Annotated in this window: 12 protein-coding genes and 1 pseudogene; 2 read left to right on the forward strand and 11 right to left on the reverse strand. The window is 70.0% G+C overall.

Annotated elements, in window-relative coordinates; genetic code table 11:
* The first annotated feature begins 130 nt into the window (after positions 1–130).
* Complete coding sequence (locus C4T78_RS21880; RefSeq protein ID WP_093351019.1) at positions 131–691, forward strand: ferritin; 561 nt, start codon at positions 131–133, stop codon at positions 689–691.
* A gap of 181 nt (positions 692–872) precedes the next feature.
* Here the strand turns inward: C4T78_RS21880 and C4T78_RS21885 are convergent, their stop codons facing one another.
* The 6 genes from C4T78_RS21885 to C4T78_RS21910 all read right to left on the reverse strand — a co-directional run bounded on the left by C4T78_RS21885 (position 873) and on the right by C4T78_RS21910 (position 5,378).
* Positions 873–1,355, reverse strand: a complete 483-nt coding sequence (locus C4T78_RS21885) for a hypothetical protein (protein WP_093351016.1) — start codon at positions 1,353–1,355, stop codon at positions 873–875.
* Positions 1,355–1,930, reverse strand: coding sequence for a SigE family RNA polymerase sigma factor (locus tag C4T78_RS21890; RefSeq protein WP_374703892.1), 576 nt, complete (start codon positions 1,928–1,930; stop codon positions 1,355–1,357). Before C4T78_RS21890 ends, C4T78_RS21885 begins: the two co-directional genes overlap by 1 nt.
* 202 nt (positions 1,931–2,132) lie before the next feature.
* Positions 2,133–3,083 carry a DUF5926 family protein gene (locus tag C4T78_RS21895; protein ID WP_093150447.1) on the reverse strand — a complete coding sequence of 317 codons (951 nt, stop codon included), beginning with the start codon at positions 3,081–3,083 and terminating at the stop codon, positions 2,133–2,135.
* A 21-nt stretch (positions 3,084–3,104) separates the two neighbouring features.
* Entirely contained in the window at positions 3,105–3,947 is an 843-nt protein-coding gene (locus C4T78_RS21900; protein WP_177247535.1) for a glycerophosphodiester phosphodiesterase, read from the reverse strand.
* A 172-nt stretch (positions 3,948–4,119) separates the two neighbouring features.
* Positions 4,120–5,028 (reverse strand): DUF4328 domain-containing protein, encoded by a 909-nt coding sequence (locus C4T78_RS21905; RefSeq protein ID WP_093351013.1) that lies wholly within the window; start codon positions 5,026–5,028, stop codon positions 4,120–4,122.
* Entirely contained in the window at positions 5,025–5,378 is a 354-nt protein-coding gene (locus C4T78_RS21910) for a rhodanese-like domain-containing protein (RefSeq protein ID WP_374703893.1), read from the reverse strand. The genes C4T78_RS21905 and C4T78_RS21910 overlap by 4 nt, the downstream gene beginning before the upstream one ends.
* A 399-nt stretch (positions 5,379–5,777) precedes the next feature.
* On the opposite strand from C4T78_RS21910, the gene C4T78_RS36135 reads away from it, so the two are divergent.
* Complete coding sequence (locus tag C4T78_RS36135) at positions 5,778–5,996, forward strand: hypothetical protein (protein WP_143185799.1); 219 nt, start codon at positions 5,778–5,780, stop codon at positions 5,994–5,996.
* Positions 5,997–6,301: 305 nt separating this feature from the next.
* On the opposite strand, the gene C4T78_RS21915 is transcribed toward C4T78_RS36135, so the two are convergent.
* The 5 genes and pseudogenes from C4T78_RS21915 to C4T78_RS21935 all read right to left on the reverse strand — a co-directional run bounded on the left by C4T78_RS21915 (position 6,302) and on the right by C4T78_RS21935 (position 11,851).
* On the reverse strand, positions 6,302–7,918 hold the full coding sequence (locus tag C4T78_RS21915) for a monocarboxylic acid transporter (protein WP_491572060.1): 1,617 nt from the start codon (positions 7,916–7,918) through the stop codon (positions 6,302–6,304).
* A 254-nt stretch (positions 7,919–8,172) separates the two neighbouring features.
* A pseudogene (locus tag C4T78_RS37080) lies at positions 8,173–8,520 on the reverse strand (DUF485 domain-containing protein); the annotation flags it as partial.
* Positions 8,521–8,824: 304 nt separating this feature from the next.
* Positions 8,825–10,570 carry a sodium/solute symporter gene (locus tag C4T78_RS21925; protein WP_093351214.1) on the reverse strand — a complete coding sequence of 582 codons (1,746 nt, stop codon included), beginning with the start codon at positions 10,568–10,570 and terminating at the stop codon, positions 8,825–8,827.
* Between the two features lie 26 nt (positions 10,571–10,596).
* A complete protein-coding gene (locus C4T78_RS21930; protein ID WP_093351004.1) occupies positions 10,597–11,004 on the reverse strand; it encodes a hypothetical protein in 408 nt (135 codons plus the stop codon).
* 16 nt (positions 11,005–11,020) lie between these two features.
* Positions 11,021–11,851 carry a LytR/AlgR family response regulator transcription factor gene (locus tag C4T78_RS21935; RefSeq protein WP_093351001.1) on the reverse strand — a complete coding sequence of 277 codons (831 nt, stop codon included), beginning with the start codon at positions 11,849–11,851 and terminating at the stop codon, positions 11,021–11,023.
* Positions 11,852–12,229: the final 378 nt, after the last annotated feature.

A 12,229-nucleotide genomic window follows, 5' to 3' on the forward strand; every position in this document is an offset into this window, starting at 1 on the left:
CAGGTCAGGGTTGGCTTGCCTGAACTTACCCAGGGTTGCCTTCGTTAATTGTGCGAACGTTAGGCTAACCGCAATTCACTTAGGCTTCCCTGGAATGAATCTGGATTGATTCCAGAGTATATTGATTGGCATGACCGCCACCGCGAAGAAAATTCAGCACAAGGAATCCAAGTTCGAGCACCTGCTGCAGGAGCAGATCCGCAACGAGTTCACCGCCTCGCAGCAGTACATCGCCGTCGCCGTGTGGTTCGACGACAACGACCTCCCGCAGCTGGCCGGGCACTTCTACCGGCAGGCGCTGGAGGAGCGCAACCACGCGATGATGATCGTCCAGTACCTGATGGACAACGACATCAAGCCGGTCATCCCGGCGATCGAGCAGGTCCGCAACGACTTCAACGAGACCCGCGAGCTCGTCGCGCTCGCCCTGGAGCAGGAGCGCGAGGTCACCCGCGAGATCGAGACGCTGGCCAAGACGGCTCGCGAGGAGGGCAACTACCTCGGCGAGCAGTTCATGCAGTGGTTCCTCAAGGAGCAGGTCGAAGAGGTCTCGCAGATGTCGACCCTGCTCAACGTGGTCGACCGGGCCAAGGGCAACCTCTTCGACGTGGAGACCTTCCTGGCCCGCGAAACGGTCGGCGACGAAGGAGCGGACGCAACCGCCCCCAAGGCCGCCGGCGGCTCCGTCTGACCGGCAGCAGCGCCCACCCCGGCGCGAGGTGCCCGGGAATTTCCGGCTTCTCCCGGACGGAACCGCGGAGACCTGGGCACCTCGCTGATGGGCGGCCCGGTGCCATCGGAGTTCGCCTTCCGAACCTGCTTCGGCTGCGGCCGGTTACCAGCGCCGCGACAAGGGATTCAGCGCGCCCGCGTCACTGGGCCGGGGGCTGGGTGGTCGGGTTGTTCGCCGAGGACGTCGGGTTCGGTTGGGTGGTTTGGGTGGGCTTCGACGTCGTCGGGGCCGGGGCCGTGGTTTGGGTGCTCAGGATTTCCGGGGGTTCTTCGGAGGTCTGCGGGAGCCGGGGGCGGTACGGGGGCTGCGGCGGTTGGACCGGAGGGTGGTGCGGAGGCGGCACGGCAGGCAGGTCCGCGCTGGTCGAGGTCGGGATCGGGGTCGAGTTCACCACCGGAGGAGCTGCCGGTGGCAGCGGCCGTTCGGGCTGGTGGTTGACCAGCACCACGCCGCCGCCGACCAGCATCAGCGCCGCGAGCGCGCTTCCGGACGCGGCCAGCATGTTGTTGCGCTGGCGGCGGCGACGTGCGCCCGCGACCACCGACCACTCCGCTCCGGTGCGCACCGGGATGTCCAGGCGCTCGTCCCGGAGGATGCGGCCGAGCTCGTCCTCGAGATCCATCACACGTCACCTCCTTCCAGCGATCCGAGGCGCTTGCGCAGCGTCGCCATCGCCTTGCTCGCCTGGCTCTTCACCGTTCCGCAGCTCACGCCGAGGCTCTCGGCGATCTCCGCTTCGGAGAGGCCTTCGTAGTAACGCAGCACGACCACGGCGCGTTGCCGCGGCGGGAGGCTTCGCAGCGCCTGCCACAGCGGCTCGTTCTCCAACCGGTCCGGCTGCGCGTACGCGGGCATGTCCGGGAAGTCGGCGAGCAGGGTTTCGCGCCGGGTGCGGCGCCAGCGGCTGACGTGCGTGTTCGCCATCGCCTTGCGGACGTAGGCCGTCGGGTCCGCGCAGTTGCGGTTGACCTTGGCCCAGCGGGCGCCGACCTTCTCCAGCACCGCCTGCACCAGGTCCGCGGCGTCGTGCGGGTTGCCGGTCAGCGCGTGGCCGTACCGCATCAGCCCGGGCAGTGCCACCCGGACGAATTCCGCGAAGTCGTCTTCCGTCGCCGCCATGTCCCCCCGGCGCGCCTGCCGCTGACAAGAAGTGCCGGCCACCTCGGCGGTCGGCACTGCCGGCAGGTGCGCGGTCACCCGGTCCACCCCCGTCCACTTCGGGTATCGCCGTGGAGAACACGCCGCAGCGCACCCCGGGGTTGCCCCCACCAATACCGCGATCACCCAATCGGCGCAGCGATCCGCGGGCCGGGTGCCCGAAAGCCCGCGCGATGCGACCAGGCGCCGAAACGGCATCACCCCGCCGACGGCCGCGGCTGTCGACGGGGTGATCCACGATTCAGCGGATGGTGACCTGGCGGCCTCGGAGGCCGTCCCGGGCCCGGCGCTCCGCCGCGTCGAGCGGCTTGTCGTCCAGGGACGCCAGCGCCTCCTCCAGCCGGCGGCCCAGGCGCGCGGCCGGCTCGTCCCACTCGCGGGCGTGCTTCTCGCGGTCCAGGTCCCACACCGGCACCAGGAGGCCGTGGGCGCGGAAGGAGCCCGCGTAGCGGCTGTCGTCGTCGAGCGCGAGCTCACCGCGGGCGGACAGGCGGGCCAGCGCGGCGACCAGCTTCTCCTCCGGCTCCGGGCGGACCCAGCGCAGGTGCGCCTTCTCGCCCGCATCCACCCAGTACGCCGATTCCACACCTTCGGCGGTCAGCCGATCGGTGGGCATGATCGCCGCGTTCGCACGTTCCAGCGACAGCGCCACCTCGCCGGTCGGCTCGACGTCGCCCGGCAGCCACCAGGCGAAGTCCTCGTGCACCTCGACGTCGAGCTTCGCCTCCGGGTCCAGCAGGTCCTGCAGCCGGGTCGGCACGGCACCGGCCTCGGCGGTCTCCGGCCCGACGACCGACAGCGATTCGCCCAGCTCAGCGCCCTGCACCCATTCCACGGCGCGGGCCAGGTCGCGGCTGATGTCCCCGGAGTGGGTCTGCACCTGGAGCCCGATGAACGACTTGTCGTCGTTGCGGCGCAGTCCGGCGGCGGCCATCGGCAGCACCGTCGCCAGGGTGATCTCGCCGTCGCCGCGCAGCGGCAGCTTCGCCGTCGCCGACGGCACGAACTCGCGCAGCGCGATCAGCTCGCACTCCGCAGCCAGCCCCTCGAAGGGCCTGGTCACGATCACGTCGGCGGCACCACCGGCGGCGCCGTGGCAAGCCTTGTAGCGCTTGCCGGAACCGCACGGGCAGGGCTGGCGCGGCTTGATCCCGGTGTCCGCCTCGGGCTTGGGCGCGGTTCGCTTCGACACTGCAGATCCCCTCGCTCGCGGTTACGTCGCCGTGACGCTACCGAACCGGGAGCTGTCCGAATCATCCAGGTGGGAGCGGGTCGAGGCGGGCGAGTTGGTGGCCAGGTACCGCACGCCGGCGCGCTGGCAGAGATCGATGTCGGCCTGATCGTCGACCGTCCAGCAGTAGGTGTCGCGGCCGAGCGCGGCGGCGCGGGCGACGAAACCGGGATCCTCGCGCAGCAGCCGGATCCCGGGGCCGGCGATGTCGGCCCACGGCGGCAGCACGCCGTTGCGCCACGCGCTGCGGAACCGGTCGAAGAGCAGCACCGTCGGCACCCGCGGCGCCGCGGCGCGGAACCGGCGGACGGCGGCCTGGGAGAACGACATCATCAGCACCGGCGACTGCTCCGGGTCGGCGGGCGCGGCCAGGCCGTGGCGCGCGAGCAGCGCGACGAGCTTGTGCTCCACCAGCCCGCCGTAGCGCACCGGGTGCTTGGTCTCGACGAACAACCGCACCGGCTGCGGGTGATCGCGGACGAGGCCGAGGAGCTCGTCCAGGGTCAGCACGCCGCGCTCCGGATCGGGGCGGGCCCAGTCCACCAGTTCGTCGGCGGTGCCCGGCAGTTCGCGGTGCCAGCTGCCGAAGTCCACACCGGACATCCCGGCGAGGGTCAGCTCGCTGACCACGCCGCGGCCGCTGGAGGTCCGGTCGATGCGCCGGTCGTGCACGCACACCAGGTGGCCGTCGCGGCTCACCCGGATGTCGCACTCGAGAGCGTCGGCGCCCTGTTCGAGGGCCAGTTCGTAAGCGCCGCGGGTGTGCTCGGCGCGGTGCGCCGAAGCTCCCCGGTGCGCGACGACGTCGGGAGTCGGCTGCCACACGACGCCGATTATCCGGACCGCTCCGATCGAGTTCCGGGATCTGTGACGCAACGCGCGAGTCGTTCTGCCGAGCGAGGACGTCCCGCCTGGTCAGCGACCGTCAGCGCTTTCTGGTGCTGCAGCGCCCGAAAGCGCTCACCGGCCGGGAGCATCGGGGTGCCGATCGGCGCTGTCAGCGCGGCGCGGAAGCCGGGCGCGCGGCGCGCGGGGGCGGCGGGGTCGCGCGCACCGCGCGGACCTGGAAGCGCTGGAGCTCGGTCGGGTCCGGCTCGACCAGCAGGGTCATCACGTACTTGATCAGCCGCGCGGTGAGCACCGCCAGCAGCGTGACGAGCGCGTTGCTCAGGGTGTGCAGGACGACACCGTCGGCGAGCGCCTGGACGGTGTCGCGGAAGCCCCAGAGGATCGTGAACCAGCCGACCAGCAGCGTCGCCACCCACACCGCCCACCACAGCCGGACGCGCAGCGTCGGGAACGGCCGCGCGCCGCGTTCGCGGGCGCCCTCGGCGACCAGCACCGAGTGCTCCAGCTCGGCGACCGCCGAGCCGGGCACGAACAGGTTCAGCCCCGGCACCAGCACGCCGACGACCACCTGCCAGTCCGGACGGGCGTTGCGCACTCCTATGCGCTCCGCGGCCGCAGCGCGGGCCCGCAGGCCCCACAGCACGACCAGCACCCCGCTCAGCGCGCCCAGCACCCACAGCAGGAACCCGGTCGTGCTGACCAGCGCGTCGGAGATCGCCAGCGGCGTGCGCGCCAGCGCCCCGTCCCTGCTCAACAGCAGCAGGACGTACCGCCAGCCCTCGGCCAGGGTCGCCAGCCCGGCCACGCCTGCGGTGATCCACAGCGTCACGAGCGCGGTTCCGGTCGTGGCTTCCGCGCGCACCTCGGCGTTGACGTGCTGGCGCGCGGGCAGCGCGAGCGGCCAGCGCCACGCCAGCATCGGGAAGCCCCAGCGCGGCACCGCCGGGTAGGCGGGCGGACCGCTGTAGCGGCGTGGCTGCTTGCGCTGCTTCGGGCGCGGTGGGCCGCCGGGCGGAGTGGCGACCCACCGGGTCGGGCGCGGAGGTCCTGGGGTCACAGCACGAACGGCTCACCGTCGTCGGACACCATCGGCCGGCCGATCGCCGACCAGCCGTTCATGCCGCGCTCGACGTTCACCGCGTCCCAGCCGTTGGCGTTGAGGTACGCGGTGACCTTCGCCGACCGGCCGCCGGACCGGCAGATCACGTAGACCTGGTCGGCCTCCGGGATCTCGTCGAGCCGTTCCACGAGCTCGCTCATCGGCAGGTGCACGGCCTCGGGCGCGTGCCCGGCCTGCCACTCGTTGTCCTCCCGGACGTCCAGCAGCACGCTGCCCTCGGGCAGCTGGGCGGGGATGTCTTCCGGCTGCACGCCGGGAACCTGATGACCGGGAACTGGAGTAGTCACACCCCGATGCTGCCACGCCGGGCGTGGCGCCCGCGTGAGGCCCGCCCGGTGAACTCGTCGCGTGAGCGCCGTCGCCCGGCGGTGGGGCTCCGCCGGACGTTCGAGCGACATCAGGCATCGCAGCGGTCCGGGCCGGGAAACCTGGCGGGGTTGGAACGAGCGAACCGGGGCGGTGTCAGTCGTGAACGCGGACCAACCGGCTCCACCGCTTCCGGGACGGGCCGGGCCCCGAGGCAGCCGATGCGCCTGGAAACAGCGCTTTGACCAGGCGAAACGCGAGGCCGTTTCGTGGTTGTTCACGCTTTCAGGCGGTCCTGCCCTCGAAATTGGCGAAGCAAGATCATCTCGTGCGAAGGTTCGCTTGCTTGCTCGATTCAGGTCCGACCGAAAGGGGTTCCCGTGTCTCGTCGAGCCATTCTCCGCTGGCCGCACGGCAGCGAATGGGGACATCTGGCCGAGGTACCGGACGGCGGTGGACTGCCCCGCTTCACCGGCTTCGTCCGGATGACGGATCCCCGCGTGCAGACGCTGATCACCCTCGTCGAGCCGCAGCCGGCCGACGAGGGCATGTGGGAGGTCCACTTCACCGCCGCCGAGTCCGAACTCGTCCCGACATGAGCAGCAGAGCGCCCGCCCGGCTCGAAACCGGACGGGCGCTCTGCGAGCCCTGAAGTCGAGTTCCCCTCCGCTTTGCCGTTGTCCGCAGCGGCGACGACTCAGGCGGCGTCTCCGGAGGTGCCGCATGCGCCGCAGGCGCATAACCCACCCCCGCAACTCGCACCGCCGCGGGTTCTCAGAGGTTGCCTGGCGAGGACAGCCCGTTCGCCGTGTATTGGTCATACATCAGAACGGGATCCCGCAGCCAGGCAGCCTCTGAGGTTCCGCCACACGCACCGCTACGCACAACGAGCCTGGAAAGAGCTCTAGTGCGAGATGGCCTTCTCGGCGCCTGCTCCGGTCAGGGAGCGGACCTCCATCTCGGCGTACTTGGCCTCGTTGACCTTCTCCTTGCCGAAGATCGTGCCGAGGTAGCCGAGCAGGAAGGACACCGGGATCGAGATCAGACCCGGGTTCTTCAGCGGGAACCAGGCGATGTCCAGCGACGGGAACATCGCGGATTCGCTGCCGGTGACCGCGGGCGAGAACACGATCAGCAGGATCGTGACCGCCAGACCGCCGTAGATGCTCCACAGCGCACCGGTGGTGTTGAACCGCTTCCAGAACAGCGAGTACAGCAGCGTCGGCAGGTTCGCCGAGGCCGCCACCGCGAAGGCCAGCGCCACCAGGAACGCGACGTTCTGGCCGTTGGCCGCGATGCCGCCGAGGATGGACACGACGCCGATCACCACCGCGGTGATCCGGGCTACCTTGACCTCCTGGTTCTTGTCGTCCACCTTGCCCTTCTTGAGCACGTTCGCGTAGATGTCGTGCGCGAACGAGGCGGACGCGGTGATCGTCAGACCGGCGACCACGGCCAGGATGGTGGCGAAGGCGACCGCGGCGATGAAGCCCAGCAGCAGCGGGCCGCCGATCTCCAGCGCCAGCAGCGGCGCGGCCGAGTTCACCCCGCCCGGGGCGTCCTTGATCGCCTCCGGCCCGACCAGCGCGCCGGCGCCGTAGCCCAGGACCAGCGTGAACAGGTAGAACAGGCCGATCAGCCAGATCGCCCAGACCACCGAGCGGCGGGCTTCCTTGGCGGTGGGCACGGTGTAGAAGCGCATCAGCACGTGCGGCAGACCGGCGGTGCCGAGCACCAGGGCGACGCCGAGCGAGACGAAGTCCAGCTTGCTGGTCTCGCTCGTGCCGTACTGCGCACCAGGGTCGAGCACGGACGGCCCGGCGACCTCGGCGGCGTGGCCGAGCAGACCGGACAGGTTGAAGCCGTACATGGCGAGCACCCAGACGGTCATCACGAGCGCGCCCGCGATCAGCAGCGCGGCCTTGATGATCTGCACCCAGGTGGTGCCCTTCATGCCGCCGACCAGCACGTACACGATCATCAGCGCACCGACCACGGCGATGACCAGGGCCTGACCGGACTTGCTGGTGATGCCCAGCAGCAGCGCCACCAGGCCACCGGCGCCCGCCATCTGGGCGAGCAGGTAGAAGAAGCTCACGGCGAGCGTGGACAGCGACGCGGCGGTGCGCACCGGACGTTCCTTCATCCGGAAGCTGAGCACGTCGCCCATCGTGTACTTGCCGGTGTTCCGCAGCAGCTCCGCGACCAGCAGCAGCGCCACCAGCCAGGCCACCAGGAAGCCGATCGAGTACAGGAAGCCGTCGTAGCCGTAGACCGCGATCGCCCCGGCGATGCCGAGGAAGGACGCGGCGGACAGGTAGTCACCGGCGATCGCGACGCCGTTCTGCGGGCCGGTGAAGGCCCGGCCGCCCGCGTAGTAGTCGGCGGCGGTCTTCGTGTTCCGGCTGGCGCGGAACACCACGACCATCGTGACGACGACGAACAGTCCGAAGATGCCGATGTTGAGCGCGCTGTTCTGCGCGGTCTCGTTCTGGGCCAGCGGGGACAGCGCGGCGATCACTTCTCCCGGCCTCCTTCGGTGTCGTCCGCAGCGGGTTCGCCCTTCTCGGCGTCATCCGCGGGGGCATCGCCCTTCTCGGCATCCGCCGTCGGCGCATCGCCCTTCTCGGCCTCATCCGCCGGGGCATCGCCCTTCTCGGCGTCCTCGGCCGGGGCATCGTCCTTCTTGGCGTCCCCCGTCGGGGCATCGCTCTTCTCGGTGTCCTCCACCGGGGCGTCGCCCTTGTCGGCGTCACCCTTCTCGGAGGACGCCGGGGCCGCACCGCCTTCGAGGGATTCGCGGATCTCCTCCGCGACCGGGTCGAGGTTGCGGTTGGCGTAGCGGACGTACCAGGTCGTGATGGCGAAGGTGGACACGAACTGCAGCAGGCCCAGCACGAGCCCGACGTTGATGTTGCCGACCAGCTTGATGCTCATGAAGCCGTGCGCGTAGTCGGCGAGCAGCACGTAAACCAGGTACCAGGCCAGGAACAGCGCCGAGACCGGGAAGACGAAGTTGCGCAGTTTGCGCCGCAAGGCGGTGAATTCGGGGCTGCTTTGCGCAGCTGCCCAGGTTTCGGCGTCGATACCGGACCCGGACCCGACTTGGTCCGTGGTGCTCACGGGGTCCCTCCCAGATGAAAAAGGCCCCGGCCCGGGGATGCCGGGACGCGAGCCTGAATCGCTTTCAAGGCGGGAACGCTACGTAGTTCGCCCACAACTGTGAAGCCCCGGAAGGAGTACACAAGCTAACGATCGAGTGAAGTTGATGAAGGCCAATCGCAGTCATGAAAATGCAACTCAACATGACGATTTCACCCGTTCGGACTATTGAATCCGAATGGTTCAGACATCTACTCACGTAAAGTGACGAAGGTTCTGCGCAAAATCCGACGAACGGACTAAACAATCCGAGGAGGCATCACGCTCAGCGCTGGTGTCGTCCCCGGGACTCGGGCTGGTCGGCGGGCTCCGCGACCGGCTTCTGGTCCACGAATCCGAGCCGGTCCGGCGCGTGCAGCCGCAGCATCACGCGCCCCACCCCGGCGGGCACCCGGGCCCTGGTCGCCCGGCTGACCACCACGGTGACCGCGAAGGCGACCGGCACGGTGATCAGCGCGGGCTGCCCGATCAGCGTCGCCCACCAGGTCTCCCCGCGGCCCACGAAGTACGCGAGCAGCGCAGCGATCAGCACCAGGCTGCCGCCGACCACCATGCCGCTGGCCGCGCCCGCCGCGGTGAGCCCGCGCCACCAGATCCCGAGCACCAGCACCGGGCAGAACGTCGAAGCGGCCATCGCGAACGCGAGCCCCACGCTGCGCGCGATGTCGTGGCTGTCCGCCAGCAGCGCCAGCACCGCGGGCACCAGGCAGGCCAGCACCGCCAGCAGCCGGAAGTCGAGCGAGCGCCCGCGCAGCACGTCGCGCGAGGACAGCACCCCGGCCAGGCTCACCACCAGCCCCGACGAGGTGGACAGGAACGCGGCGAACGCCCCGGCCGCGGTGATCGACGCGAGCAGCCCGCCCACCCAGCTGCTGCCCAGCATCTCGTTCGGCAACAGCAGGACCGCCGCATCGGTCTCGCCGGTGACCAGCAGCTGCGGCGCGTACATCCGGGACAGCAGCCCGAAGATCGTCGGGAACAGGTAGAAGGCCCCGAGCATCGCCACCACGTACAGCGTGGTGCGGCGGACCGCCGTGCCGTTCGGGTTCGTGTAGAAGCGGGCCAGCACGTGCGGCAGACCCATGGTGCCCAGGAACGTCGCGACGAGCACCGAATACGTCTCCAGCAGCCCGATCGCCCCGTCGCGCTCCGGCCGGAGCCAGGTCGCGTTGTCCGGTTCCGCGTCCGACACCACCGGCACCGACGCCCCGGCCGGGAAGCGCAGTTCGCTGCCCGCGGGCAAGGTGTGCTCCCCCGGCTGCAGGTAGAGCGTGCCGTCCTGGTCGGCCAGCCACACCGGTTCGCGGACCGTCAGCCGCACGTCGGTGTCGATGCGGACCGCGGTGTCGATCGGGAAGACCGGCGGCACCGGGGCGTCGAGCGCCTGCCGCTGCGCGCCGCCGAGGAACACGACGAACAGCGCGAAGGCGGGCACCGTGATCGCGAACAGCTTCACCCAGTACTGGAACGCCTGCACCAGCGTGACCGCGCGCAGCACCCCGGTGGCCACGGTGCCCAGCACGATCACCGCGACCACGAGAATCCCGGCCCAGTACGGGAAACCGACGATCGCGGCCAAGGTCATCCCGGCCGCTTGCAGCTGCGGCACCAGGTACAGCCAGCCGATCAGCACCACGAGCGCGGTGCACAACGAGCGCAGCCGCAGCGAATCCAGCCGCGCCTCCGCGAAGTCCGGCAGCGTGAAGGCTCCCGAGCGGCGCATCGGAGCGGCCACGAACAGCATCAGCGCCAGGTATCCGGCGGCGAAGCCGATCGGGTACCAGAGCGCGTCCACACCGTCCTTCAGCACCAGCCCGGCGACGCCCAGGAAGGAGGCCGCCGACAGGTACTCGCCGGAGATCGCCGCGGCGTTGTGCTCCTCGCGGACCTCCCGCCGCGCGGCGGAGAAGTCCGTCGTGGTGCGTGCCGACCGGGAGCCCCAGATCCCGATGGCGAAGGTCGCCGCGACGATCAGCGCGACGCCGATCAGGGACCAGGCGTTCGCGGCCATCGCACCGAAGTCGTCGCTCACGGGCGTCACTTCTCGACCATGTCGAGGAAATCGCGCTCGTGCCGCTCCGCCCGCCGGGTGCACAGGTAACCGATCAGCACCAGGAACGGGTAGATCAGCACGCCCAGCAGCAGCCACGGCAACCGGACGCCCAGCACCGCCAGATCGCCGATCGACGGCACCGCCCAGAACAGCACCGGGAGCCCGAACAGCACCGCGACCACGACGCCGGTCAGCACCAGCGCGCTGCGCAGCTGCGCCTTCACCAGGCTGGTGACCAGCACTTCTCCGACGCTGTTCTGCTCCTCCAGCTCCATGATGGTGCGCGCGACCTGGCGGGTCCGGCGGCGGTCGGCGAGCACCACGCGCTTGCGGCGCGGTCGGGGCGTGAACTCGCCGAGCCGGCCGCGGATGTCGAAGCCCTCGGGACTCATCCGGCCGAACCGCGGGTCACTGCTGGCCCCAGTTCTGTCGCGGCGCCCGGACCAGCCTGTCCTTGAGCTCGCGGGTGTGGCGCCTGCTGACCGGCAGCTCCTTGGGCTGGCCGCCGCCGAGCACCACCGAGTACCCGGACGAGGACATCCGCAGCTCGGTGACCAGTGACAACGACACCAGGAAGGAGCGGTGGATGCGCAGGAAACCGGCCTCGGCCCAGCGCTCCTCCAGCTGTGCCAGCGGGATTCGCACCAGGTGCGAGCCCTCGGTGGTGTGCAGGCGCGCGTAGTCGCCCTGCGCCTCGACCCACCGGACGTCCTTGCGCGGGATCATCCGCGTGGTGCCCGCCAGCTCGACCGGGATGACCTCTTCGTCGTCCGGCGCCGGGGCTTCCAGCGCGCGGGGACCCTTGGCCGCCTGCAGCTTGTTCTTCTCGATCGTGCGCAGCGCGCGATCGATCCGCTCGGCGTTCGCCGGTTTCATGATGTAGTCCAGCGCGCCGACCTCGAAGGCCTCGAGGGCGTTCTCCTCGTGCCCGGTGATGAACACCAGGGCGGGCGGGTTGCGGAACGCGGTGAGCACCCGCGCCAGCTCCATCCCGCTGAGGCCCGGCATCGACACGTCCGCGAACACGGCATCCACAATGGACTCGTCCGCGTCGCGCTGGCCGAACAGGTCGGGATCGTCGCTGCGGAGCAGGCGCAGCGCTTCGGCGGCGTCGGAGGCCGTCAGCACCCGTCCGACCCTGGGATTGCTGCCGAGCCGGTACTTCATCTCGTCCAGCCCGGCCATCTCGTCGTCAACGGCCAGAACGACGAGGCCTGCGGGGTTCTCTCGTGTACTCACTGCACGCCATATCCTGCCGTCGCATCCCCACTCGCCCCGAGTGAGTCCAGTCACGCCTTGCCAACAAAGCTAATTGCTAACGGAGCGCGGTGGTTCTCAGGGGGCTTACCACGAAATTCCCCCCTCGGCGCAACGGTTATTCGCCCGTTCAGCCCAGCAACTGCGGCTGAACGAGTGACAACCAAAGCAGGTACGTCGACGCAGAGCAACGGCCGCGATCACCGTCCGCACCAGCGCCGCCCGGGCACGCCGAGATCGACCGCAGTTTCGGTTCGGACTGCGGTCGATCACGTTCCGGGATCACCTTTCCAACGGGGCCCGTGACATCACCTCGTCGTTGAAAGCGGTGCAGCCGCGCGCCCACCCTCGGCGCTTGCA

Origin of the sequence: Saccharopolyspora kobensis, assembly GCF_900108315.1 — a bacterium.
Taxonomy (GTDB): domain Bacteria; phylum Actinomycetota; class Actinomycetes; order Mycobacteriales; family Pseudonocardiaceae; genus Saccharopolyspora; species Saccharopolyspora kobensis.